The sequence below is a fragment of the Paramesorhizobium endophyticum genome (genome assembly GCF_014640615.1).
Lineage (GTDB): Bacteria > Pseudomonadota > Alphaproteobacteria > Rhizobiales > Rhizobiaceae > Paramesorhizobium > Paramesorhizobium endophyticum.
Genome location: NZ_BMHH01000026.1, coordinates 1 through 21084 on the forward strand (window position 1 = coordinate 1; position 21084 = coordinate 21084).

33 protein-coding genes are annotated in these 21084 nt (G+C 56.3%); 7 read left to right on the plus strand and 26 right to left on the minus strand.

Features of this window, described 5'->3' with window-relative positions; all coding sequences use genetic code 11:
- The first annotated feature begins 438 nt into the window (after positions 1-438).
- Together IEX53_RS20655 and IEX53_RS20660 are read left to right on the plus strand one after the other, a co-directional pair.
- The gene (locus IEX53_RS20655) at positions 439-864 is read left to right on the plus strand and encodes a thermonuclease family protein (protein ID WP_188826076.1); all 426 of its coding nucleotides are present in this window, start codon (positions 439-441) and stop codon (positions 862-864) included.
- A complete protein-coding gene (locus IEX53_RS20660; RefSeq protein WP_188826077.1) occupies positions 852-1280 on the plus strand; it encodes a hypothetical protein in 429 nt (142 codons plus the stop codon). The genes IEX53_RS20655 and IEX53_RS20660 overlap by 13 nt, the downstream gene beginning before the upstream one ends.
- 16 nt (positions 1281-1296) lie before the next feature.
- On the opposite strand, the gene IEX53_RS20665 is transcribed toward IEX53_RS20660, so the two are convergent.
- The 22 genes from IEX53_RS20665 to IEX53_RS20770 all read right to left on the minus strand — a co-directional run bounded on the left by IEX53_RS20665 (position 1297) and on the right by IEX53_RS20770 (position 14738).
- The gene (locus IEX53_RS20665) at positions 1297-1629 is read right to left on the minus strand and encodes a DUF736 domain-containing protein (RefSeq protein ID WP_188826078.1); all 333 of its coding nucleotides are present in this window, start codon (positions 1627-1629) and stop codon (positions 1297-1299) included.
- Between the two features lie 558 nt (positions 1630-2187).
- Positions 2188-2607 carry a helix-turn-helix domain-containing protein gene (locus tag IEX53_RS20670; RefSeq protein WP_188826079.1) on the minus strand — a complete coding sequence of 140 codons (420 nt, stop codon included), beginning with the start codon at positions 2605-2607 and terminating at the stop codon, positions 2188-2190.
- Between the two features lie 70 nt (positions 2608-2677).
- Positions 2678-3097: a hypothetical protein gene (locus tag IEX53_RS20675; RefSeq protein ID WP_188826080.1), complete on the minus strand. Its 420-nt coding sequence runs from the start codon at positions 3095-3097 to the stop codon at positions 2678-2680.
- Positions 3098-3444: 347 nt separating this feature from the next.
- Positions 3445-3954 carry a hypothetical protein gene (locus IEX53_RS20680; RefSeq protein ID WP_188826081.1) on the minus strand — a complete coding sequence of 170 codons (510 nt, stop codon included), beginning with the start codon at positions 3952-3954 and terminating at the stop codon, positions 3445-3447.
- 6 nt (positions 3955-3960) lie between these two features.
- On the minus strand, positions 3961-4476 hold the full coding sequence (locus IEX53_RS20685; protein WP_188826082.1) for a thermonuclease family protein: 516 nt from the start codon (positions 4474-4476) through the stop codon (positions 3961-3963).
- A gap of 17 nt (positions 4477-4493) precedes the next feature.
- Entirely contained in the window at positions 4494-4913 is a 420-nt protein-coding gene (locus IEX53_RS20690) for a hypothetical protein (RefSeq protein WP_188826083.1), read from the minus strand.
- Between the two features lies 1 nt (position 4914).
- The gene (locus IEX53_RS20695) at positions 4915-5190 is read right to left on the minus strand and encodes a hypothetical protein (protein ID WP_188826084.1); all 276 of its coding nucleotides are present in this window, start codon (positions 5188-5190) and stop codon (positions 4915-4917) included.
- A gap of 273 nt (positions 5191-5463) precedes the next feature.
- Positions 5464-6144: a helix-turn-helix domain-containing protein gene (locus IEX53_RS20700; protein WP_188826085.1), complete on the minus strand. Its 681-nt coding sequence runs from the start codon at positions 6142-6144 to the stop codon at positions 5464-5466.
- A gap of 525 nt (positions 6145-6669) precedes the next feature.
- The gene (locus IEX53_RS20705; protein ID WP_188826086.1) at positions 6670-6915 is read right to left on the minus strand and encodes a hypothetical protein; all 246 of its coding nucleotides are present in this window, start codon (positions 6913-6915) and stop codon (positions 6670-6672) included.
- Positions 6916-6926: 11 nt separating this feature from the next.
- On the minus strand, positions 6927-7151 hold the full coding sequence (locus IEX53_RS20710) for a hypothetical protein (RefSeq protein WP_188826087.1): 225 nt from the start codon (positions 7149-7151) through the stop codon (positions 6927-6929).
- Positions 7152-7204: 53 nt separating this feature from the next.
- Complete coding sequence (locus tag IEX53_RS20715; RefSeq protein ID WP_188826088.1) at positions 7205-10759, minus strand: autotransporter outer membrane beta-barrel domain-containing protein; 3555 nt, start codon at positions 10757-10759, stop codon at positions 7205-7207.
- Between the two features lie 396 nt (positions 10760-11155).
- A complete protein-coding gene (locus IEX53_RS20720) occupies positions 11156-11461 on the minus strand; it encodes a hypothetical protein (protein ID WP_188826089.1) in 306 nt (101 codons plus the stop codon).
- Between the two features lie 373 nt (positions 11462-11834).
- Positions 11835-12107 carry a hypothetical protein gene (locus tag IEX53_RS20725; protein ID WP_188826090.1) on the minus strand — a complete coding sequence of 91 codons (273 nt, stop codon included), beginning with the start codon at positions 12105-12107 and terminating at the stop codon, positions 11835-11837.
- A 229-nt stretch (positions 12108-12336) separates the two neighbouring features.
- The gene (locus tag IEX53_RS20730; protein ID WP_188826091.1) at positions 12337-12537 is read right to left on the minus strand and encodes a hypothetical protein; all 201 of its coding nucleotides are present in this window, start codon (positions 12535-12537) and stop codon (positions 12337-12339) included.
- 39 nt (positions 12538-12576) lie between these two features.
- Positions 12577-12867 (minus strand): hypothetical protein, encoded by a 291-nt coding sequence (locus IEX53_RS20735; protein ID WP_188826092.1) that lies wholly within the window; start codon positions 12865-12867, stop codon positions 12577-12579.
- A gap of 15 nt (positions 12868-12882) precedes the next feature.
- Positions 12883-13221 (minus strand): hypothetical protein, encoded by a 339-nt coding sequence (locus IEX53_RS20740; RefSeq protein WP_188826093.1) that lies wholly within the window; start codon positions 13219-13221, stop codon positions 12883-12885.
- A gap of 27 nt (positions 13222-13248) precedes the next feature.
- A complete protein-coding gene (locus IEX53_RS20745) occupies positions 13249-13566 on the minus strand; it encodes a DUF7673 family protein (RefSeq protein WP_188826094.1) in 318 nt (105 codons plus the stop codon).
- Between the two features lie 17 nt (positions 13567-13583).
- Positions 13584-13970, minus strand: coding sequence for a hypothetical protein (locus tag IEX53_RS20750; RefSeq protein WP_188826095.1), 387 nt, complete (start codon positions 13968-13970; stop codon positions 13584-13586).
- 14 nt (positions 13971-13984) lie between these two features.
- Positions 13985-14164 (minus strand): hypothetical protein, encoded by a 180-nt coding sequence (locus tag IEX53_RS20755; protein WP_188826096.1) that lies wholly within the window; start codon positions 14162-14164, stop codon positions 13985-13987.
- Between the two features lie 15 nt (positions 14165-14179).
- A complete protein-coding gene (locus IEX53_RS20760; protein WP_188826097.1) occupies positions 14180-14380 on the minus strand; it encodes a hypothetical protein in 201 nt (66 codons plus the stop codon).
- A gap of 14 nt (positions 14381-14394) precedes the next feature.
- On the minus strand, positions 14395-14586 hold the full coding sequence (locus IEX53_RS20765; protein WP_188826098.1) for a hypothetical protein: 192 nt from the start codon (positions 14584-14586) through the stop codon (positions 14395-14397).
- An 11-nt stretch (positions 14587-14597) separates the two neighbouring features.
- Positions 14598-14738 (minus strand): hypothetical protein, encoded by a 141-nt coding sequence (locus IEX53_RS20770; RefSeq protein WP_188826099.1) that lies wholly within the window; start codon positions 14736-14738, stop codon positions 14598-14600.
- 113 nt (positions 14739-14851) lie between these two features.
- Between IEX53_RS20770 and IEX53_RS20775 the strand changes: the two genes are divergently transcribed.
- From IEX53_RS20775 to IEX53_RS20795, 5 genes are all read left to right on the plus strand, one after another.
- Positions 14852-15424 (plus strand): recombinase family protein, encoded by a 573-nt coding sequence (locus tag IEX53_RS20775; protein ID WP_188826100.1) that lies wholly within the window; start codon positions 14852-14854, stop codon positions 15422-15424.
- Positions 15425-15456: 32 nt separating this feature from the next.
- Complete coding sequence (locus IEX53_RS20780) at positions 15457-15708, plus strand: hypothetical protein (RefSeq protein WP_188826101.1); 252 nt, start codon at positions 15457-15459, stop codon at positions 15706-15708.
- A gap of 322 nt (positions 15709-16030) precedes the next feature.
- The gene (locus tag IEX53_RS20785; protein ID WP_188826102.1) at positions 16031-16417 is read left to right on the plus strand and encodes a hypothetical protein; all 387 of its coding nucleotides are present in this window, start codon (positions 16031-16033) and stop codon (positions 16415-16417) included.
- Positions 16418-16441: 24 nt separating this feature from the next.
- Positions 16442-16693 (plus strand): hypothetical protein, encoded by a 252-nt coding sequence (locus tag IEX53_RS20790; RefSeq protein WP_188826103.1) that lies wholly within the window; start codon positions 16442-16444, stop codon positions 16691-16693.
- Positions 16668-16967 (plus strand): hypothetical protein, encoded by a 300-nt coding sequence (locus tag IEX53_RS20795; protein ID WP_188826104.1) that lies wholly within the window; start codon positions 16668-16670, stop codon positions 16965-16967. Before IEX53_RS20790 ends, IEX53_RS20795 begins: the two co-directional genes overlap by 26 nt.
- Before the next feature lie 229 nt (positions 16968-17196).
- On the opposite strand, the gene IEX53_RS20800 is transcribed toward IEX53_RS20795, so the two are convergent.
- The 4 genes from IEX53_RS20800 to IEX53_RS20815 are packed head-to-tail and all read right to left on the minus strand — an operon-like array spanning position 17197 to position 19895.
- Entirely contained in the window at positions 17197-17616 is a 420-nt protein-coding gene (locus tag IEX53_RS20800) for a DUF6884 domain-containing protein (protein WP_188826105.1), read from the minus strand.
- A gap of 4 nt (positions 17617-17620) precedes the next feature.
- Complete coding sequence (locus IEX53_RS20805; RefSeq protein WP_188826106.1) at positions 17621-18226, minus strand: methyltransferase type 11; 606 nt, start codon at positions 18224-18226, stop codon at positions 17621-17623.
- Positions 18223-19572: a DUF3560 domain-containing protein gene (locus tag IEX53_RS20810; RefSeq protein WP_188826107.1), complete on the minus strand. Its 1350-nt coding sequence runs from the start codon at positions 19570-19572 to the stop codon at positions 18223-18225. Before IEX53_RS20810 ends, IEX53_RS20805 begins: the two co-directional genes overlap by 4 nt.
- Positions 19569-19895 (minus strand): hypothetical protein, encoded by a 327-nt coding sequence (locus IEX53_RS20815; protein ID WP_188826108.1) that lies wholly within the window; start codon positions 19893-19895, stop codon positions 19569-19571. Before IEX53_RS20815 ends, IEX53_RS20810 begins: the two co-directional genes overlap by 4 nt.
- Positions 19896-21084: the final 1189 nt, after the last annotated feature.

Sequence of the window (21084 nt, forward strand, 5' to 3'; positions counted from 1 at the left end):
AAACGGAAGGTTCGGCGCGCAGCGCTGAAAGCCGTTTTTCTCCCCGGCCGACGCGGCTTGCCGCGCTTGCCAATTGATATCTCCGCGCTGCGGTCGCATGGGCGGTTTTGTGAAAGTGTGAAAAGTCGGTGCCGGCGTGCCGGGGCCGACTATATGGAAAGTCGCCGGCGTGCCGGCGTCTGGATCTGCCGAAGGCAGCTGCGTCAGGGGGCGTTACCCGAAGGGCCGAAACTGGCGGAAGGCCGCGACCAGGCGAAGCCGGGATTTCCGGCTTGGAACAAGACGGGAAATCCCGCTGCTTCGCCGGAGCGGACGACGACAGGTTCGGTTCGCCGAAGGCGAATAGCACCCGGCCCGAAGGGGACGCCCTGACTAGCGGGCGCTTGCAATGAGCGACGCAATGATTTGTATTAGCAATTTCACATTTTAAGGAGAGAAATGATGCGGATTTTTATCGGGACACTAATCGCAGTGAGCGGCTTAAGCGTCCCGACGCTGGCCCAAGGGACGAATGAAACATGGCCGATTTGCGGCTACGAGAAGCGGATCACTTGCGTCGTCGATGGGGATACTTTTTGGTTCAATCGGGAGAAATATCGCCTGTTCGGAATCGACGCGCCGGAGACGGGCGAGAAAGCACAATGCAGCACGGAGCGAGTCAGGGCAGACGACGCGACGAGATATTTGCAGCGGATATTGCAATCCGGAGTGATCAGTTTGCAGCGGCGAGGCGTGGACCGATACAAGCGGATATTGGTGAGCGTCAAAACCAAATCCGGGGACGCTGAGGAATTGATGATCGCGCACGGGAAAGCTGCGCGGTACACCGGCGGCTATCGTGACAAACAGCAATGGTGCCGATGATGTTCATCCGGTTCGGGCGAAAACCAAAAGCGAAGCAGCATCCGATTTTCGCGATAGCATTCAATAAAGTGGTGATCCTGGCTACCGTTGCCTTGGTTGGTGTTTATTCCTTCAGGGCTGAAGTACCTAATTTCCCTTCATGGGATGAATTGAGCTTTAGCGCAGCGCTGGCGGAAAGCTGCGAGGATCGGGCTGGTGAGGGCGTTGAGACGTGCATTGAGCGAGGGAAACAAATCCACGCGACCATGGAGAAGCTGAGCGCCGAACTCGACGCGGCAAGCCGTCGGGCTTGCCGCGAGAGGTTCGGCGGTAACCTCGATGCGACTTGGCGATGTGTGAAATTGATAGACGGCCGCGATCTCGCGGCCGTCTATCGTCGGCCTGGCGCTGACGAAGGGGAGGCGGAGCCCCGCTGACGCGGGGTTCCTTGGATCAACGGGAATGTGTGGGCTTTGGGCGGTTCCAGATGATGGAATAAACGTCGGGGTCATCTTGGCCGGCCGCCATGCCGAGGGTCGCGTAAATCACATAATCGAGCTCGGGCGTGTCGAAGGTGAGGGAGAGGTATTCGTTGCCGCTGGTCTTGCTCGTCTTCGTCCAGACGGCGCCGACTTCAGCAGATCCGCTGACGATGCGGTGTGTTGGGGCATTCTCGCTGGTGCGGTCCATCGGTATAATCTTGATGGGAGCATTGAGGGTTAGGGTGGTGAGGCGGCCTTCATAGATGCCGCGGCCGTTCTTTGCGACGGTGCCGATGGTTGCCATTTTCGTCTCTCCTTTTTCGATCAGGGGCCATCCCCTGCGTAACGTCCGAAAAAGACCGCCTGTAAGGGCGGCAAACACTCGACGGAGCGGAGCGGAGGACCGGCTGAAGGGATTATTTTGAAGCGAAGCGGGCGAGGAGCCGAAGGCGGGGAGAATAATCGATTCAGACGGTTGTTTGTTGTCCTGGCGGTCTTATAGGTCGTTACATCAAGCAGGGATGTTGCCCCGATGGCATAAGGAGAGATGAAAACGGCTACTGCGCTGACGCGAATGCTCGCGGCATCTATGAAGGCCGCTTCACATCCGCGGAGGAGCTCATCGTTGATCCGATGGACCGCACCAGCGAGAATGCCCCAATGCCTCGGGTGACCGTTGTGCGATGAATCGATGCGGGGAGGGGAGGGGCAGGACTAGCGCTGGATGCACCTGTTATCGTGCCCGGTTCGATTATGTGATTTACGCGACCCTCGGCATGGCGGTCGGCTTGCAGCAGCGGAACGAATGGCATCGCTACGATCTGAAATAGCCCGAAGCCATTTGCCGGTGAGCTGCTCCGCGTCAGCGGGGCTCCGCCTCCCCTTCGCGAGAAGCGCGGTCGGTGGCTGCCAGTTCACGGGCAACAGAAATGAGGACCCGCCGCCGGCGCGGATTTTTTATCTTAGCGACAAGTTCGGCCAGTTGGACAAATTCGGAATTGGAAAGAAACTGCGTGACTAGCGGGTTTTCCGGCTGGCCGTTAGTATCAAAAAAATATGAAACTGGAACATTAAAGATTTCAGCTATGTTTTGGAGTCGGCTGGCGCCGATACGATTTGAGCCTTTTTCGTATTTTTGAATCTGCTGAAATGTAATTCCGAGTGCCTCACCTAATTTCTCTTGGCTGCAGCGCAGAGAATTGCGCAGCGCCCGCAGCCTAGCGCCAACTTTAACATCGATTGGATTCGGCGTTTTCGGTGACGGTTTATGAATATTCGGCATTATCCTCTCCATCTAAAAATGTTCAACTCGAGCCAGGCCGCGGGCAGGAGAACGCGGCCGGGAATTCGGGCTAATTCAGCTTCGCGATCACAGTCGGCCGACAATCATGCATCCGAAGATGGAACCGGCAACGGCGGGAGCCGGAGCCGGTGAGAAAAACCGGGTCAATGACGGGATGCACTAGGGTAATTCGCTCGGCGAACGCTTGAATCGGCGCGGACGGGTTTATGATTTCCTCGTCCTCGTCGGTGCCGGTTATGATAAGATTGCCGGCGATTGGCTCCAGATAGCCATCAATCACGGTGACGCATGGCATACCATCGGCAAGGCCGCGTTCGCAAAACACGAAATGACCGTCAACTTTCGCGATATCGAGTTGCTTGCATCCAATAAGACGAATGATCGTCTCGATCTGCGCTTTGCCGTCAGGGAGAGAAACGCTTTGAAGCGTTCGGTCAAATGCTTTCAGAAAATAAGCTGTAACAGACATTGTGAAAATCCAAACTCAGCATTTGCGGGCGCCCCCGCATATGCTCAATGATCTTGGTGATCGGGGAGTTTGGAAAACCGATAGACACGGCCCCCACGGCCTTTAGTTCGAAGAACCTGTTGCATTCGCCGCAGGCTCCCCGACCATAAAGGTCAGTGAGTTTGGTGATTTAACGTTTCACCGTCCGATCTATAGGGTTCCAACGCCCTGGGCCATCGCGTGAATGGCTTAGTCTCAATAATAATGATTTTTGGAAAATCGTCCAGCCCAGTCCGCAACTTTTGCGGACGTATGACGCAGAAGATTCGCGTCATACGGTCAACAAATGGTCAACGCCGGGATAATTATTATCTTGGCGGAATACCCCCTGATGGCACTGGAGGAAAATAGGAAGAGCCTTTTTCGGCGATGGGTAATTCTCGCGGCCTTGTCGGAAGCACGATACCCCAATTCTCACGGTCCTTACGCATGAAGTTGACCGGGCGTCCATATAGCTTCCGGCGCGATTCATCCATAAAAAATGTTTGGCAATGCACAAATTGCGGATCTTGGTCCACCTTATGGCGATAAGCGTCATATCCACCATTCTTGCAAGCAAAGAGGAAAATCGCGGCGGGGAGGGGCTTTCCCGGCGCGACCTGGTGGAAATCAATCGTCATGACGGGATCGCCGTCACGGGCGCGCTCGAAGGCAATGTTCGCCTGGCGCTGGCTCGGAAAATCGCCATTGCCGGATTGTACGGGCGGCTTGAAAGAGCCGTCCCATGTCCAATCCAAATCTCCTGAATGGTCATATTGCGCATATGCCGTGCTGCTCACCAGCACGCCTAGAATCGCGGCCGCTATTGCCTTCATCATGATCCCTCAATTGCTTGATTGTTTTGTCTCGCCAGACTTGTAAAGCCATGGCTCGGTGAACGGGCCTTGCCACACGCCGCGTCCAGCGGCCTTGGCTTCAGCTTCGTTTTTCACATAGTTCCCATAGACCTGCGTTTCTCCACTTCGGTCTATGATCGCCCATCCGCGCCGGATCATTTCACCTCCAATGTCCGTGACCTGGGCAGTTGCGCAAACCGCGTATAGGCGGTCGAGGCCGTCCGCCTCCTTGCCGTTTTGAGGCACCACACGGCATCCAAGGGCTTGATCAGCGACGAAGGAGGCCAGCACATCGCGGGCGAACAATCCGGCCGGATACCCGCGTTTGATCCGGTCCTCTCCCTTTTGTTCCAGCGCCGGCGCAGAGATACCGGCCAATCGAACCGGCTGGCCGGCGACGACGAGGCTATCACCGTCAACGGTATACCCGTATCCGGATATGATCCGGTCTGTTTGTTGTGCCTGGACGCCGCTGGAAATGAGAGCTGCGAGCGCTCCCGTCATGAATATCAGTGGTCTCATTAGGAGAATGCCCCATATCGAATGCGCTGATAGACGAGGCCAACAATCGCGAGCAGTACAAAAACCGCAGACATTGTGAAAATGGCGTCTATCAATGAGAAGGAGGAAAGATAGCCGACGCCGCCGACAATGGCGGCCGCGGCAAGGCCGATCAAGACCGCGGCTTTCCCGCGCCGGTTTATCGGAGGAAGAGAAAAAGAAGGTCGAGCGGATGGGCAATGTTCAGGTAACGGTTGCCAGCCGATTATCCGTTCGTCATCGGGCGCAAGAACGATTTGGTTGAGCACGTCAAGAAAAACGCCGTGACGGCGACTGAACCGGACGACGGTGACATATTCCTCGACGCCCGCTGCCGCGTCCAGTTGGATGATAAAGGGACGCTCGTGAGGCGGAGCGCTGCCAAGTGATCGCCACGACATGTTATTCTTCGGGCGGCAGTTTCAGCGACTTTGCGGCCTTTTTCGGATTTGCAAAACACTGCTTTCTAAGTTGGCCCTTCGCCTCATAGCAGAGTGCGGCATAGGTGCGATAACCGACTTCCGGCCAGTCGGGGAAGGCAGTGGCGGCAATTTCAAGCAATTTTTGGTATTCGGGCGGCTGACAACCATCGCCGGTCGCGCCGCAATTGTCCTGCGCTGCCGCCGGCGCGGCGGTCAGAAACACGGCGGAAAAAAGCAAAGGGATCAAAGATTTCATTGCGACCTCCAGTTTATTACATCTTATACAAATCCGGCGCGGAAATCCATCCGGCGCGGTTGCCCCATCAACGCGCGCCAACGCGCGCCGCCCGTGTAGGCCGTGCGCCGCCAAACGGCGGTTGTTTTCGCGCCAGCGGCTCAATGGGAGTCAAATACGAGCATTTTCAGCATCCCCCATAGGTGCGTGTTTGCGCACGGCACCGCCACCTCGCCCGCTCCTAAGCCCCTTTTTTTGGCGTAAACGTTTCGCGTGTTTGCCCCGGCAGCCCCGTTAGGGGCTGTCCGGACTGAATAAATTGAAGTGAGTGCGCTTTGCGCGCTCTCCGCTTATCATTGGAATGATATTGTAATTTAGGTGATGGTTTTTAGAGGACAATTTTGTCTCATCTGAAAACACGCGATTGCTTACCCAATCAGCTCCTAATTTTCCTGCCAAATCAGCGGCAAGCTTCTCGAAATTGGTCCAGTACGGCAACACCTTGGCCGTGATCTCGATCACGAGGCCGGTATAAAGTCCCGTCCGTCCGGTGCGGGTGCGGGTGACGATATAGCCGAACCGGATGAGCTCACCGATATAGCGCTGGATCGAGCGTACAGACCGGCTCATGATACTTGCGAGCGTGAATTTCGTTGTTTCCGTCCGACCGTGCTTGCCGCATCGGGCGCGGATCACCTGCAGCAAGGCTTTCGCCTGTGGCGTCAGCCTGTCGTCACGCGCGGCCTCAGTGGACATAGGGTTTGCATATTGACGTGTGGCTTGAGGCGCTTGCCGCTGCCAGCGAGCCGGAGGAGGGCTGGCCTTCCCCTGGCTGGCTTTGGCACGTTTCACCCTTTCCTCATGAGCGGCGAGATCCGCTTCATATTCTTCGTCGGTGATCCAGCCGTTCCCGACTGCGAACCAATAGTCGCGGCTATTAAATGCGGGCTTTCGCCAGTTAAGCGGTTGCGGCATCCGAGGCGCCGCCCCGAAACGTAAGATACCATTCATCGGTCACTTCCCCTTTTTGGGGCCGTGTTCAGGCTAAAGCTCACCCGTTCGGAAAATTGGCGTTTTTCCGTTGACAGCAGCTCGCAATTTTGGGAAAGTGACTCTTGAACAGTTTGGCACTTTCCCATCAAAAACCGCTTCGACGTTGGCGCGTCTGGCGGTTTTTCTATTTAGCCTGAACTAGCCATATAACCCTCTCCGTGTTGTCGATTAGGCAAGCGAGTAATCGCTTGCCTGGCGATTTGCCGGTCGCGCTGCTGCGCCATAGGCGCGCAAGCGCAACCGCCAAAAGGTGGCAGTTGACGAAATGAGGGGGAAGCGATAGGATTGTTTGTATTAGGGATTTTTGACCTATCGACCCCGCGTGGCAACCCCGCCATGCGGGGTTTTCTTTTCCTCAACATTTAAATTCCTGCATTCGGACGAATCGTCCCAAAGCATACGCTGACACAATGTAGCCTAAGGGACAATGTATTAGCAATTTTCGAGCTACAAATCGCCGCGCGTCTCATTCGATACGACGAGGCGAACACGCGGCTCAATCGGCTCATTTGTGAAAACAGGAGCCGTGTCCAGCGACGGCAACCGCTCATTGGCCAGCAGCAATAATGCTCTTGTGATGGTGTCGGTTTGAGATCGATGCCGCGCATAATTGGTGAGTAGCGTCACGACGAAGCCGAAAGTTGCGCCGACCGATAGGCCGAAAACAAAGTCAGTAGACCCGAAATAATCCATAGCGCTGCCGTCTAAATTCCGAAGAACTTTGGAATGCTGGCTTCGCCCGCGGGCTCATCTGCATCGTTCGGGTACGCAGGAGTGCTATTCGCTTCCCTCAGCTGAGCAAGCACACCGATGGCTCCCTCTCGCTCTGTCTTCCGCAACAGAGGATCCATCGCAATCATCATGACGATACTGACCGAGGCACCGACGACCGCGCCAAAGCCAAAATCCGCTGGGTTCGATATATCCATTTTTCATGCCCTTTTTGAAAAGGGCCGCTTTATTGCGGCCCTTTTTTGTATCGTCAGAACTGGACCGCCAGGCCGATTTTTCCGGACAAGTCTTTTGTTCGCTCGCCGGAATACTCAACCGAACCATAGGCAGATACGCCTGAATTAAGATCGAGCTTTGCCCCGGCCGACACGCGATAGGACATGCCTTGCATGTCGGAAATGCCGTTGAGAGTGTTGACGCCATCCGTGGCCGTGACCTTGTTTTCGGCAAGGGCCTCGTACTGGAGATCGGCTCTCAGCCATGGGCGCAGAATGACGCCATTCTCGAACACGGTTTCGGTTTCCGCCTTGACGCCAGCCAGCGCCATCAGAGAGTCGCCCGAAAGCTGGCTGATGGTTACGCCGAAATTGTCGGTGAAGCCGTCCATGTCCACGTCTTGATAGACGAGCTGGGCAACCGGCGCGATCCAGAGGCGATCAGCAAGCCCGGTGTTGACGCGGTAGCGATAGCTTGTCTCGATGCTGGCGATCCAGCCGTCTACATCCGTGGTCCCGCCATGCAAGCCGCCGGCGGCAAGCGATGCCTCGTTGAACTGATACGCCGCCAGCGCATCGATCCAAAGGCCCTCATCGATCGACTGCCAGTAGCTGGCATAGACGCCTCCATGCCCACCCTGCATATCGATATCGATGTGCGGCGTTGTCGCCATGCCAGCGTCAACCGATCCCCAACCACCGAAGACGCCGCCAATGAGCGTACCGGATGGCAACAGGTTCGAAAGCTCGAAATCCACCCCGGCCTGCACCATCTTGCGGTCGTACTCGGTCTTGACGCCCGGCTCGGGCAAGATTGCGCCCGTGCCGCCGATCACGCGGCCCCACGCGACAAGACCGTTTTTCCCAAGCTTGTCCGCTTCGCCCGCGCGTAGCCCGCCGATGCGATAGTAAAGGCCGTCCGCAATGCTGCGGCCTTGCAGCTGGGCGAGCGAAATGATGTTCGCGTAACCGTCGATGGTAGGCGATACCCATGGCGTCGGTTCCGGCTGCGGCTGGGGTTCCGGTTGAGGCTGAGGCTTCTCCGGCTGCGGCAGCGGCTGCTGTGGCTCTGGCTGCGGTTCCGGCTGAGGCTGCGGCTTCTCCGGCTCCGGTTCCGGCTTCTCCGGCTCAGGCTGCGGCTCCGGTTCCGGCTCGGGCTTCTCAGGCTCCGGCCATTGCGTCACGAGCTTATAGGTCTTGTCCGATGCGTCATACGTCCACTGGTAGACGTACAGGCCGCCGATGATCAATTCGTCGCTGGTGAAATTGGTCCCATCGGTCAGGCCGTCCACGGTGATTACCGGGATTTTGGTATTGCAGGCCGATGCGCCATAAGCCGTCAATTTTACAGCGCTGTGACCGCTGGCATTGCCGCCGATCCGCATATAGTCAGCGGGGCATGTTACGCCATCGAATCCAACATCAGCGGTGATGGTCGATCCTTCCTCGCCCGTGTAATTGCCGGTGATGGTCAGCAGATCACGAGCCGCCCCGTTGCTTAGGGAGATGTTGCCACCATTGACCACATCGCCGGCAATGGTGGAGGTTCCCAACGCGAGTACCTGGCTGTTCGCGTCGATATCCAGTGTGCCGACTGTCAGCGCCCGCGAGGGATCGAGCGCCAGCGCCGATTGCTGCAACTCGATCAGTTCCCATTCATCAAGACGAGTTTTCGCGAGGTCCGTGTTCTGGCCGATCAACTGGAGCTGGTCGAAGCCCTGTTCGCCTTCAGCGTCCGTGCCGCCGTTGATCGCGCCGAAATTAGCCGTGGAGGCGTCAGGCCCCACCATCACCGTGTCGCTGCCACCGCCGAGGTCAACGCTTTCAGCGTTGGAGGCTTGCTGGATATTCAAGAATTCGTTGCCCGCGCTGCCGGTAATAGTTTTCGCGGAGACATTCCGGATGGCAACCGACGAACTATCGAGCTTCAGCGTTTCTGTTTGGGTACGCCCTACGATGAGATCGCTACCCCCTGAAATTTCGATGGTTTCGAAATTCTGAATCCGGTTATCCGCAACGACCCCGGATTGCCCGACCATGGATAAGGTATCATTGTCACCGCCGCCATCGAGCAGGCCAAGCTTGGCATGATTGGCAGAGGCGGTGATGACAAGGCTGTCGTTACCATTCCCTAGCGCGATCCCGCCCAGCGTCGTCCCTTTTTCAATGATGACGTTTTCCGTGCTATCCGAACCGGCAACACCGACCGTCGCCGTCACATCCCTCAGCGTGAGGTTTGAATTCGCGACATTGATGATCTGCGTTGCGGTAAGCCCTAGCGTTAACTGGCTGTTTTGGACGTTGAAGGTTTCCCATCCTGCCACTTTATAATCTTCAGTGGCCCCCGAAAACCGCAAGAAATTAATCACGTCCTGACCATCACCTCCGTGGAGGCTCGCCCCGGTGATTGTCGCGGCGTCAATGATATACGCGGTATCATCGCCCGCGCCACCAAAGAAGCCGTATGTGACCGAGCCGTCCTTGAGTACAAAAGTGTCGTCGCCGTCGCCGCCGTTGAAGGAGTAGATCGTTGCGTTCTTGCCAGAGACCTCGACGGTATCAATCCCGCCCTCGCCGCTCACGGAACCCAAGTCTGCAAGCGATCCTGCTGCGTCCGTGGCTCTGGCTATAAACGTATCATTGCCATCGCCGCCTAGAACGGAGCCGACTTTGACGCGCGTATTCAGTTTTGCGGTGCCGCCATCCGCTTCGAGCACAATTGTATCATCGCCACCGGCGAGGTAAATTTGCCCGTTGTTGACAACATCAAGGACGCCGGCAGTGCCGCCAGACTTCGATGAGATGTAGATCGTATCAGCGCCTTCGCCCGTCCTGATAAGCCCCGTTCCGGAGCTGACGATAACATGCGCGCGGCTTCCACTGCCAGTGGCAGATACTTCGAAGGTCTGCCCCCCGTCAGGACCGGGAGTGATATTGTTCGGATAGTGCATACCGGCGCTGATGTTGCTCGCATTGCCGGTGCCCTCGGCGCGCACCGCCGCCGCATCGCCTCCACTTTCTGCAATCACCCGCAAATGGGGACCGTAACGGTAATTGTTCGAAAGGGATAGCGAGGCATCAACTATGTTCCCAGCTGCCCCTTGCACTGATGATACAATACTCGCGATCCCACCATTTTTTGCGGTGACCGATACGTTATTCGGCCCCACCCCGAAATCAACGGAAGCGGAGTTTCTGTTGTTCGGGACCGTGGCGCGGTCCTCGCGAAGCAGCGACGAGCGCCCCGCCCCATCCTGAAGAACGCTTACGGTAGCGTCCTGATTACCGAAAATCAGGTTGCGCGAGGCTGTTGTTGATTGCGGCAAAATGATGCCATCAACACCTGTGATATTCAGGGTGAGAAGCACTGCGGGGAACTGATAAGAATTGCCGGTGGTTGTGTAGAAAGTGCCGTTCGCGGAACTGTCGCAATTGATGATCGAGGCGGAGCTACCTGATGATTGAGGCGAGCAAGCCGCCTGACTGATGCCGGTGCCCGCGAAATAGCTGGCGGCAAGAATTGCCGGAACAGAGGTCGCGGCTCGAAGCCATTTAGAAGATTTTAGTAAACGCGAGTCTATGCTAGACATAAGACGGTTCCTCGTCTGTCTCTGAATTTTGCCGTTCAGGTGGATTTTAGGAGCCACGGATCGGAGCATTGCAGTGCTCCGATCCATCCCTTCGTTCTTGATGAATGGTTGCGGTTGATCGCCTCCTCAGTTCAACGAAGCAAAGCCGGCTGTTGCAGCAGCCGGCTTTTCGTTATGTGTGATTGGGAGACGCCGCTCGCGCTTGCGGTCGATAGGTGCATTACTCCGCGTCCCCCGGTTCATTCGCCGGGGAGAATATACATGATTAGCAATTTCTCAAGTGAAATTGCTAATAAGAAATTAGTACCCCCTGTCATTATGGGAGGCGGCAACAAACTGAGCGAACTTGTGAAATGTCTTGTGGCGTATCGTCTTGGTGGCGACGCTCCCGTCAGGCTATAGAACTATGCCTAACCGTTCGCCAAGGCTCAGACGCGCCGGTTTGCTGGACTCCGCGAGCATGGACAGGATAGTGTCTTGCGAGAGGGCGGAAAGCTCGTAACCATTAGACCTGGCGGCGAGAATGATACTTTCCAGCGTAGGAAATTCATCGCGCCGCCAACCCAACCAAAGCTCTGGCTCGTCGGTTTCTTTATCGACAAAAGCGTTTAAGAAAAATGTACGCAATGGAGGATCATAACCAATGACTCCATTGTCGTCTTTTCTCTCTCCTTGAGTCACAGTGACTATATGTCGGCTCATAGCAAATCTCTCTAATGCCGTTTCTGGATTTATTGAGGGGAGGATAGAACGAAGGAGGGAAGTCCTTGTACCTCCCTCCAGGAGGAGATTAGCTTAGCTGCTCTTGCTGTACAGAGGGCGCTCGCTTCTCCCCTGCGATACTGAAGATCAAAGCATGGATTGCTTCTGCTTCAGCGGGTGCTTCCCTCCCGCTGACAGGATCGAACACGATATGTTCTGTCTCAATGCCTTGAGTTGATCATCGTTCATTATGCGGCTAGAGCCTCGGCCTTAGACATGCGAGGCCAACGGGCAAGGGTAACAAATCCGTTTTTCTCATGATCTGCGACGGTGAGTTCGATGCGCATAGCGCGCCTCCGGGCGGTTGTTGGAATTATTGGGCGGCATCGCCCAAAGCGGAAACAGCCGCGTCAATCTGGCTGTCGAGTTCGTCCATGGCTTCCATGGCCGTGTCTAAACTGGAAACAGCGTTTTCAGCCGCTGATCCTTTTTCGCCGCTTTGGAAACTTTCAGGCATGTTATTGAAATATTCCTGCTCTTCGTCGCGTAGCGTCTCGATCTCCCCCTTCAACTCTTCAATCGTGGCCTTCAAGCCTTCAATCTGGTCACTCAGCTTCACGATAGCCTTGCGGCGTTCTTTGTTCATTTTAGCGCGCTCCAGGCGTCATTTGGAACTGGAGTCGGCTTTGGCGTCATCAAAGCCTTGCCGATAGGTTGCGCGGCTCCGACTGCCATCATGGCCGCTACCAAAGGGGTGGCCGTAGTGCGCATCCGAGTATCCAGCGTGATAGTCGGCCCTCTGTTCGGGGGTCCAGTCGGGCTTGGGTTCTGGTCTTGGATTCCACGGCATGATTGCCTCCGGGCGGTTGTTGGAATTAACGGATTTCCGATTGGTCGTAGCCGTGGTGCTCGACCAATGACGCGACCATGGCGTCAAATGCCATGTCTTTGATGCCTGCTTGGTTTTCGGCGTCGGCCTGCGTGTAAGCGTCGGCCAGCAATTTCCCGGCTTCGCCAAGAATCTGATAAAATCGGCTGCGCATGGCGTATTTTTCTGCGTAGGTACGTTCGTCCATCGTCTCTCTCCATCCCGGCGGTTTCTGGAATGTCAGTGTTCAGTGGGGTCGGGGACCGAAGGCCAGAGCCTTTGCTTCGGACTTCGCACGACGCAGCGTTTTCATTCCTTCGTCTGTAATCTCGTTCAAGCGTTGGTCAAAAGTCTTTAGCTCACCTTTCAACTCTCCAATCGCGCCCTTCAATGCCTTGAGTTGATCATCGTTCATTATTGTGCGCCCCCGTTCGGTTGCGCGCTTGCCTTCGCAGTTGTCGCATAGGTCTTCATCGTGAGCGCCCGCGTGGCTCTCCCAAAAAGAGCCGCCGCAGCGTTTACAAGTGGATCGCTTCATTGTCCCCTCCGGGAGTTATTTGAAAAATCTGCTGAGGACCGGAACGCGCCTATCTATCGCGTCATCCGGTTCCGGCCTTTCTTCGAGCCAGGTGCGAACCTGATCCGGGGCGAGGCGCATTGCTACTTGCATCGGCAAGCTACGCTGGCCGGTGTCGTGAAGATCGTACCCATCCATAATATCGAGGATGAAGGTGAATGGGCCTGTCAATCTGTCCGGTTCCATCTCGTCGCTGATCTCGGCATCGATGGCAGCAACGGCGGCTAGAGTCTCGGCCTTGGACATGCGAGGCCAACGGGCAAGGGTAACAAATCCGTTTTTCTCATGGTCAGCGACGGTGAGTTCGATGCGCATAGCGCGCCTCCGGGCGGTTGTTTGAATTTATACGGCGTCTACGTCCGCAATTTCTGTCGACGGCGCCCATATCTCTGGCCGCCATTCTCGCATGATATCTTCGATTTCGGCGCGATAGGCAGTTGGATATTCAGCCATTCCACGAGCAGCAAGCCACGAGAAGACCTGGGCCATGTCCACAGCGATAGTGGAGTCTACACCGAACAAATCCGCAAGATTGAAACCTCCGAGTTTGTCAGCGTTCCACCAAGCAAGAACAAATGCCGCGGCCCTGCCTGACTGGCCGGTATCTCCCCGGGCTAGATTAAGAAGCCGCTCAAACGCGGCACGAGTTGCATGATCCATTGTCGTGGCTCCGGGCGTTAGTTGGAACTGTTGGCAAGCGCCGCTTCGTTGGCCTTTTGATATGCCTGAGTGGCATGACCGGCGCGCGCCAGCGCATAGGCGAAACGCTTGGCGTGCTCACCGTTGCAGAAGAAGGGGTCTTGATAGCTTTCGCCATCCCATGTCGAGGCCTTGAAGATGAAATCACAGCCAGCCTTTTTAGCGTAGTAATCCTCACCACGCGACCAGCTCACCCCCACAACCTGCCCATTCACCAGTCTTTGCACCTCTTCCTTCGACGTTGGATACTCTGGACGGCTGCTGGCAAAATCTGTGACATGTGCTGCCGCCTCCGGTCCGAAATAGATCGTTTCCGTCTTCTTTGCGATCTTCTTACCGCAATATCGGCAAAGTGGCTGGCTCATCGTCTTTTCCGGCGTTAAATGGAAGAATACGGATTGGCGGGGCCGAAGCGAACTCCATCCTGCTCAAAAAACCCCAAATAGCCAAGGAGCCATGCGCGATGGACTTCTGAGCCGGCGATAAGTTTGCGTAGTAAGCGGGACAGGGCTTTGCCTTGATAGCCGTAGAGATAAAATCGCATGTAAATATTGCTCACGGATTGCCTCCGGGGTTATTTGGACTGCGCGTCGATACGAGCGTAAAGCTCGGCGCGGGCGGAATCGAACGCTGCGTCGCCAAGGTGCGAGAACTGCCGCCAGAAGGCAAAGCGTTCTTCGTGGCTCTGACCGATCCCGGCTAGACGTTCGACCTCGCCTATGGTGGTGCAGCCCCGCGCCGCTTCCGGCTTCTGAATGGTCTTCTGCTTCTGCATGACGGCCTCCGGCGCTATTTGGATGGTTTAGGAAGTTTGAAATCCACAAGCCATGAGGGACCGTGGGTATTGCGAAGCCGATGAAGGATTGCCGGTGCGGCCGCGCGCATCCAAAGCTCGCGCAACTCGGATTTCCACTTGCGACCGTGCTCGGCGGCGAAGTCCGCAATGGCGGCGCTCTGCTCTGGTGTTAATGGTTTATTCATGGCGTCCTCCCTCACCAAGCTTCGTCGTCGGGGTAGCCACCATTGTCCGGCTCGCTTTCCCAATTTTCATGAAAGCCATCTTCGAAGCCCTCTGGATTATTACGCCAGTCGGCGGGCGGCGCATCGCTTTCAGGTGTAGGTTTCGGGACCATTGCTAATTGCCTCCTGTTCTGCCTTGCACTATGACATAACATATGACACTATGTCAAACATAAATGTTATGTCACAGTGAGACTTTTTTGGAATGAGGCGCGGATATATACGCTTGTCAAAGGCTGGCCCTTCAATCGATGAGCAGAAACAAGCGCTCAAGAGTGCCGGAATCGAGGACTTTTCAGAGTATGGGCCGGTGTATGTGGACGAAATCCCTCGGGGGCGGAATGAACCGGCGCTGCCACAACGCGACAATGCAATTAGAAGCCTTGAGGCCGGTGACGTGCTGGTGATTGCCAGCGCTGCGCGGCTCGGTTCGTCCGAAGGCGACGTTCTGCAGGCGATGAAAGCAATCGGGGAAAGAAGCGCCGTCATATATGACGTGAAGACCGGCGAGACGATTGTTTGCCATCCCGACGCTATCAAGGTGTTGGAATATGCACAAAAAGCAGAGAGCGAAAACCGAAAAGAGATTGCTCAAAAGATGCGGCGGGCGCGGGAAGCCAGCGGCAGGGTGGGCGGGCCACCAGAAAAGCTTGGCGGGGATCGATTACGCGAGGCAAAGCGCTTGTGGGAAGAATCGTCGCTTTCAAAAGGTGAGATCGCGAAGAAGTTCGGCGTGACTGTTCGGACGCTTTACCGTCGCCTCGGTGATCGTGGCGGTAAGCAGTTTGGTTCCAAATAAGGCACACTTCTGTGCAAGGAGAGGAGAGAACAATGCGACGGAAAACAAACTTCAACGATGTAAAAGAGGCGATCTACCTCGGTCGCTGGAAACTGATTGGTCTGCTTCTAGCCGTAGTTGGGCTTTGCTTCGCAATAGCAGGTTATTTTCTATTCCTGATGGGCGGGGATTACCGCATTGTATATACCTGCTACGGAATCGTGGTGGCTCTCCTGCTGCTTGCTTGCAGCTACGGCGGTATGAAAATCAAAGACGTTTTATTCGGAAAAATGAGACGCGATTAGTGGTCCAACTAAGGCACGGCATAGAGGGAAGAGGGATATGGCCCTAGTTTTGTACTCGCTGATGTATATTCCAGCCGTCCTGGGCGGGGCAGGATACATCGCAAATCCATGGGTCATCGTATCCGTGATTTCAGCGTGGATTTGGTCGATTTGGCGAAATAGCGAAAAAGGTGATGTCGATTATAAGCAGCTCGAGAGCCAGAGCTTCATAAGCCACGACAAAAGCATTCGGAACGCCACGCTTATGCGGCTAGCCACAATCGCATGTGTCTACGGGATAGCCTACCTGTTCCGTTAGCGTGTTTCCAACAAAGGCGTGACAATGAAAACTAGATACCTTCCTATAGCAGTGTTGTCGCTCGCTTGTGCAATGCCGCTGGGATCTGCGATTGCGCAAGAACGTAGCGATCAAGGAAAGCAGCAATACGAGGCGATGATGCAATCATTCAGGAACGCACGCGATGCCTGCATTGAATGGGGTGGCGGTAAGATTCATGAGGTCAAGGTAAACGAAGACGTTTCGCTCACGGTAAGGCCGCTTTCACCGGAAGGGCTGACATGCGCACTCTTAGAAGACCAAGACAGCATAATGAATGACGCTTTTAAAAATGGGATTCTTATTGGAGGCATTATTGGTTTTTCCGTTGGTCTCTCTCTGTTGGGCGTAGTGCGGTTCGCCTGGCGGTCCTTGAAACCAAATTTCCAATAAAGGCGCGAATGAGGAGGCGAGACATTGGAAAGAGAAGAAATCATTGCTCAGGCGCGGGCGCTGTTGTTGGAGGGTGCAGCGCAAATGGAAGATGCCGAAACCGCTCAAGGAAAGCTACCGGGCGCAGCGAAAGTAAGCCGGGCAGGGCAAATGCTGGTGAACCTGGGCGGTATCGTACTCGCGCGGGAGGTCCATGCGACACTCGGCGAATTTCAACGAACCGTCGAGCTGCAGTGGTACGGCCTGTCCGATGGCGAAAACACTTGGTTGCCCTGATACGTTTTCAGAAAAGGGCGTGACGATGGATCAGAACGAAATTGAACAGGCCAAACGCGATCTGCGGAAGGCTGGGAGTCTGTTGAAGGCGGTAGCATCCGACCATCGCTGGAAGCTGTTTTCTTTGCTTCTTTCGTTGATCGGCTTGGCGGCTGTTATTTTGGCCTTTTTCGTTGAAGATCGACTTGCACAGTTACTGCTCGCGCTGTTGGGCTTGGCGCTGGGTGCTCTCGCGGCGGGATGCGGTCGCATGGGCGGAATCTGTGAAGTGTGAATAGTCGGCGCCGGCGAGCCGGGGCCGACTATATGGAAAGTCGCCGGCGTGCCGGCGGCATTATGGATGGGGTTTTTCAGCCCTTCGGGCCGAAGCGAAGCGGAGCAGGCGGAGGCAGAACGCGCAATCAAAAAGCGCTGTAGAGATGCCGGAGCCTGTGAAAAACCCCGGCCAGCCAACCAATCAAGCCAGTTGGGTGAGATACACGGTCCAGGAAAACCGCCGGAATTCATAGTGAATGCCTCTTGGTGGTCAACCACGCTTTCTGCTGGCCGATGCCAAGCCCTTGCATGGGGACGACGGCGCGGCTTCCGGCCCATGCCGCAAGCGGCTCGCGGTACAGCCGTCCGGCAAGGAAAATCAGGGGGAGGGGGGCCGGTCCAATCTCTGCCTTGATTTGCTCTATCACGCGGTCGCCCCATGCGCGGCGCTCGATCGCGCGCATGTCGGCAAGTGTGCGCTCATAGGGCTCTATCACCTGGGCGGGGTTCAATAGGCCGTGCTCGGCTGACAGGATGAACCATGGCAGGCCGGTATCTTCGACATAGGCGCGGGCCTTACGAAACCAGTCGGAAATATAGAGCGAGGCGGCCGGCGCTGCCTCGCTGCGTTTCTGCTTTACGCATGAAACAAGAAAAATCCCTGTCATGGTTTTATGATTTCACAATACGGATGATTTTCGTGTTGACGTGGGCCGTCGCGAACGTGTCGGGCGGCAACGCCTCGAGCGTTTCCGCGTCCTGATGCTGGTAGGTGATCGGCACGAGCGCAACCAAGACGGCCGGTTCGGCATGGCCGCCCTTGCCCATGAGGGATAGAGCGGCTTCCATGTGCTTACGCACCTCCCGAAATGGCGGATTCATGATGACGCGGGGATATTCCACATGCCCCGCCACCTCAGCAGCCCATTCCAGGAAGCAGCTGATAACGACCGGGCCGAAGGAATGCAGGCCGGCGGCTAACTTCACATGACGCTCAACCTGGGTGAGTTCGTATCTACTATGTCCGGCCCGCAATAGTGCCTTTGTCAGCTGCCCGGTTCCGGCGCTCGGCTCCAACGTCAGAAAATCCCCTGCTGGCCCCAAGTAGCTGACCATTCGGTCCGCTACATCATCGGGGGTGACATGACATTCTGTGAATTTATCGACCGCAACCGGCTCCGCGATTGCAACGCCGTCAAGCTTCTCGAAGTCTTCCCGGCGACGAACCGGGAGAAACATGGGCTTAGCCGGGCGTGTATAGATCGCAGGGCGCTTCATTCTGCGTCCTCCTTCGTGCTGGCATGGACAATGGATTCTGGGATCGCATGAGCCTTCGAATCGGTGAGGAAAACAGCAACCCATCCGGCGAGATAGCGCGGTCCCTCATGAAAGGGGTTCGGGGCGATTTTGAACCGAAACCCTCCACATAACGAAGGACGTGTGCCGCGCTGTTCAGCGTAAATTGCACCATATTGGGCTTTGGTCATATGAACGACCCGGAAAATCTCGATCTGGTCGCGGTGGTATCGATGCCGTGCGCGCAATTCGGGAACGTTAAGATTAAGGATAGGAGGCTTTGCGTCCGTCTTTTCCGGCACCTCGTAGCCCACTGATTGCATCAGATCGCGCCACTCATCCGCCGTCATTTCGAGCACCGTATCATTTGCCAGATGCAAGGGGAGGGCGGCGGTACTCTCGACGATAAGGGTTGCGCCATCGATCCTTGCAACGGGCTTATGCGCTCCGTGCTCGCGGGCGAAAGCCTGTAGGATCACAGGCGTTAACTCGCCTTCGTAACGGGCAACCGGCCCCAGCAATTCGCGTTCATAGCTGAGGCGGTTCAAGGTGTGCTCGATGTAGCGGCGGCGGTAATCATTGCGTATAGTCCGGTTCGCCGCGTCGATTGCGTACTGGCGCGCTTCTTGCGGGGTCAGCTCGCCGCGCTCAACCTTCCACGATAGGTCCCAATGTGCCAGCGGGCCGGTTGTCAGCCCCCGCCCCAGAGCAATTTTAATCGCTTCGTCGGTGGTGATCCTTTCCCAGGCAGCAAGGCACAAATGCGCATGATTGATATCGCGCTGCATATCGCGCAATTCAGCCAGCAGCGTTTTAATCCGGTTCGCGCGAACCTTGGGGTTATTTTTGTGATTGGCGTGAGCCTCAACGCCTTCGGCGCGGTATAGCCAATAATTCGCGAGCTTTTCGGATTTTATGGCCTTATCCATAGCGGAGTGCATACGCTCTTGCGTCTTGCGCGCTTTGGCTTCCGAATGGTGGCCGATAAGAATGGGCTGTCCATTGGCGAAGGCTTGCGACAATTCCCGCGCGGCGCGCTGGAAGGCATTTGCCTGCTGATAGCGCTTTTCTGCTAATTGGTCGAGGCGTTCGGCCTTCGCCTGCGCGCGTTCAGCAAGCGTCATTTCTTCGGGCTGGATCTCGCCTGCCAGTTCAAGGGCCAAATCTTCCCGGGCGGGACTCCATTTAGGAGTAACGAAAAGTTCCTGCTTCGGAGCCCATTTGAAGCCGGCCGCCTTTACTCGCTCGAGAGTCTCTTGGTCGAGACGGCCAGAGGGATAAAGGCGGATTTTGTTATCTTCCGGGCTATAGGTGGCGTCGATGCTCATTTGTCTGTCCTCATTCCACGAAGCTGTGCACGGCGTTCGGCGCGTAATTCCTTGTGAAAAGCCTTCACGAAGGCCGCATTGAAATCTCTCAAGCTGGAAAATGCAGTGTCATGGCGGCGCTTCGCGGATTGCCACTCCGGCAGCTCTCGAACCGCATCGGGCGTCAGCCCTAAAACGCCGGAACCCGACCCCGGGAACGATTTGAGGGCTGCGCCTGCCTCCCGGTATTCCTGTTCTAAAATGGCCTGCTTCTGCTTGGCTGCGACGAAAGGCGTATTAACTCCCTCGCACCCGTGTTTTCCGCTTGGGGCTGCGTTTTCCATATTGGCACTCTCCTATTATCCGCCAGTGGGCGAAGCCTTCTTCCTTTGTCCCGTGAAACGGGCTTGTCCGTTTCCCGGGGCGAAGGGAGGAGGGCGAAGCCCGCCGATCGTCCGGAGCGTGGAGATGTCAATGGTCGGCCGGGGTGAAAAACGGAAGGTTCGGCGCGCAGCGCTGAAAGCCGTTTTTCTCCCCGGCCGACGCGGCTTGCCGCGCCCGCCAATTGATATCTCCGCGCTGCGGTCGCATGGGCGGTTTTGTGAAAGTGTGAAAAGTCGGTGCCGGCGTGCCGGAGCCGTCTATATGGAAAGTCGCCGGCGTGCCGGCGTCTGGACCGATGCCCCGGCGAGGCGTTCCTGTCCATCGGGCAGGAACCCCGTTCCTGCCTTCTAGGCCTCGCCAATGAGAGTGGGTGAGAGGGGGAGCAAGGGACTGCGCAGGGCCAAGGGTGCGCAACGCGGTTGCACCCTTCAGGGTGCGACCGACTTGCTGCATCCCTTGGAACCAGCTGCGCCCTTGCCTGGGGGAGAGAGGGCGGCGTCCTCTTTCCCCCTCATAACGAAACAAAACTGGCCCGCGTGCGGGCCACATTTCAATGCTTCCGGGGGCGTCACCCGAATGGGCCGAGACGATCCGGCCGGGATCGTTGGCGAGCTCGCGCCGGCGATGGCTCCGGAGGAGACAAGCCGGCGCATAGCTCCAGCCCGATCCAGGCCGGATAATCGGCTCGGTCGCCGGCCTGCCGGCGATAGAACACGGACCGCGCCATCGGCGCGGATGCCCTAGATTTAGGACAGCCCTTTGCCCTACTATGGCAACAACCTAGCGGGGAGATTTAGTTATGGGGTACTGGGAACAGACTGGGGTTGCAAACCTGCGCTATGAGCAAAAGAGGGCAGCAATGCACCCATTTCGGCGTGTGCTTCAAGATGCGCTGAAATCATTTGCGTTGGTTGTCGTCGCATCCGCTGTATGGTTGCTCATCTTTTTTCCGAAGTTTTGGCAGTTTGTGGCTTTCGGTTGGTAGAAGCTCACATGACAATCGGCCCGGGGGAGGGGGTCCACCGGGCCGATCAATCGTGACCTAGTCGTTATCTGCCGGGGGAATGGCATAGGTCACAAAACTCTTGCCTTTTTATGCCACAACGCGAGTTGGGAACTCCACCGGATTTACGCAATCATGACGGGTTT

Bases quoted from the DNA above. Each gene is read 5' to 3' on its own strand.
- IEX53_RS20655 (WP_188826076.1), top strand. From the start codon at position 439: ATGATGCGGATTTTTATCGGGACACTAATCGCAGTGAGCGGCTTAAGC.
- IEX53_RS20660 (WP_188826077.1), top strand. From the start codon at position 852: ATGGTGCCGATGATGTTCATCCGGTTCGGGCGAAAACCAAAAGCGAAG.
- IEX53_RS20665 (WP_188826078.1), bottom strand. From the start codon at position 1,629: ATGGCAACCATCGGCACCGTCGCAAAGAACGGCCGCGGCATCTATGAA.
- IEX53_RS20670 (WP_188826079.1), bottom strand. From the start codon at position 2,607: ATGCCGAATATTCATAAACCGTCACCGAAAACGCCGAATCCAATCGAT.
- IEX53_RS20675 (WP_188826080.1), bottom strand. From the start codon at position 3,097: ATGTCTGTTACAGCTTATTTTCTGAAAGCATTTGACCGAACGCTTCAA.
- IEX53_RS20680 (WP_188826081.1), bottom strand. From the start codon at position 3,954: ATGATGAAGGCAATAGCGGCCGCGATTCTAGGCGTGCTGGTGAGCAGC.
- IEX53_RS20685 (WP_188826082.1), bottom strand. From the start codon at position 4,476: ATGACGGGAGCGCTCGCAGCTCTCATTTCCAGCGGCGTCCAGGCACAA.
- IEX53_RS20690 (WP_188826083.1), bottom strand. From the start codon at position 4,913: ATGTCGTGGCGATCACTTGGCAGCGCTCCGCCTCACGAGCGTCCCTTT.
- IEX53_RS20695 (WP_188826084.1), bottom strand. From the start codon at position 5,190: ATGAAATCTTTGATCCCTTTGCTTTTTTCCGCCGTGTTTCTGACCGCC.
- IEX53_RS20700 (WP_188826085.1), bottom strand. From the start codon at position 6,144: ATGCCGCAACCGCTTAACTGGCGAAAGCCCGCATTTAATAGCCGCGAC.
- IEX53_RS20705 (WP_188826086.1), bottom strand. From the start codon at position 6,915: ATGGATTATTTCGGGTCTACTGACTTTGTTTTCGGCCTATCGGTCGGC.
- IEX53_RS20710 (WP_188826087.1), bottom strand. From the start codon at position 7,151: ATGGATATATCGAACCCAGCGGATTTTGGCTTTGGCGCGGTCGTCGGT.
- IEX53_RS20715 (WP_188826088.1), bottom strand. From the start codon at position 10,759: ATGTCTAGCATAGACTCGCGTTTACTAAAATCTTCTAAATGGCTTCGA.
- IEX53_RS20720 (WP_188826089.1), bottom strand. From the start codon at position 11,461: ATGAGCCGACATATAGTCACTGTGACTCAAGGAGAGAGAAAAGACGAC.
- IEX53_RS20725 (WP_188826090.1), bottom strand. From the start codon at position 12,107: ATGAACAAAGAACGCCGCAAGGCTATCGTGAAGCTGAGTGACCAGATT.
- IEX53_RS20730 (WP_188826091.1), bottom strand. From the start codon at position 12,537: ATGGACGAACGTACCTACGCAGAAAAATACGCCATGCGCAGCCGATTT.
- IEX53_RS20735 (WP_188826092.1), bottom strand. From the start codon at position 12,867: ATGAAGCGATCCACTTGTAAACGCTGCGGCGGCTCTTTTTGGGAGAGC.
- IEX53_RS20740 (WP_188826093.1), bottom strand. From the start codon at position 13,221: ATGCGCATCGAACTCACCGTCGCTGACCATGAGAAAAACGGATTTGTT.
- IEX53_RS20745 (WP_188826094.1), bottom strand. From the start codon at position 13,566: ATGGATCATGCAACTCGTGCCGCGTTTGAGCGGCTTCTTAATCTAGCC.
- IEX53_RS20750 (WP_188826095.1), bottom strand. From the start codon at position 13,970: ATGAGCCAGCCACTTTGCCGATATTGCGGTAAGAAGATCGCAAAGAAG.
- IEX53_RS20760 (WP_188826097.1), bottom strand. From the start codon at position 14,380: ATGCAGAAGCAGAAGACCATTCAGAAGCCGGAAGCGGCGCGGGGCTGC.
- IEX53_RS20765 (WP_188826098.1), bottom strand. From the start codon at position 14,586: ATGAATAAACCATTAACACCAGAGCAGAGCGCCGCCATTGCGGACTTC.
- IEX53_RS20770 (WP_188826099.1), bottom strand. From the start codon at position 14,738: ATGGTCCCGAAACCTACACCTGAAAGCGATGCGCCGCCCGCCGACTGG.
- IEX53_RS20780 (WP_188826101.1), top strand. From the start codon at position 15,457: ATGCGACGGAAAACAAACTTCAACGATGTAAAAGAGGCGATCTACCTC.
- IEX53_RS20785 (WP_188826102.1), top strand. From the start codon at position 16,031: ATGAAAACTAGATACCTTCCTATAGCAGTGTTGTCGCTCGCTTGTGCA.
- IEX53_RS20795 (WP_188826104.1), top strand. From the start codon at position 16,668: ATGGCGAAAACACTTGGTTGCCCTGATACGTTTTCAGAAAAGGGCGTG.
- IEX53_RS20800 (WP_188826105.1), bottom strand. From the start codon at position 17,616: ATGACAGGGATTTTTCTTGTTTCATGCGTAAAGCAGAAACGCAGCGAG.
- IEX53_RS20805 (WP_188826106.1), bottom strand. From the start codon at position 18,226: ATGAAGCGCCCTGCGATCTATACACGCCCGGCTAAGCCCATGTTTCTC.
- IEX53_RS20810 (WP_188826107.1), bottom strand. From the start codon at position 19,572: ATGAGCATCGACGCCACCTATAGCCCGGAAGATAACAAAATCCGCCTT.
- IEX53_RS20815 (WP_188826108.1), bottom strand. From the start codon at position 19,895: ATGGAAAACGCAGCCCCAAGCGGAAAACACGGGTGCGAGGGAGTTAAT.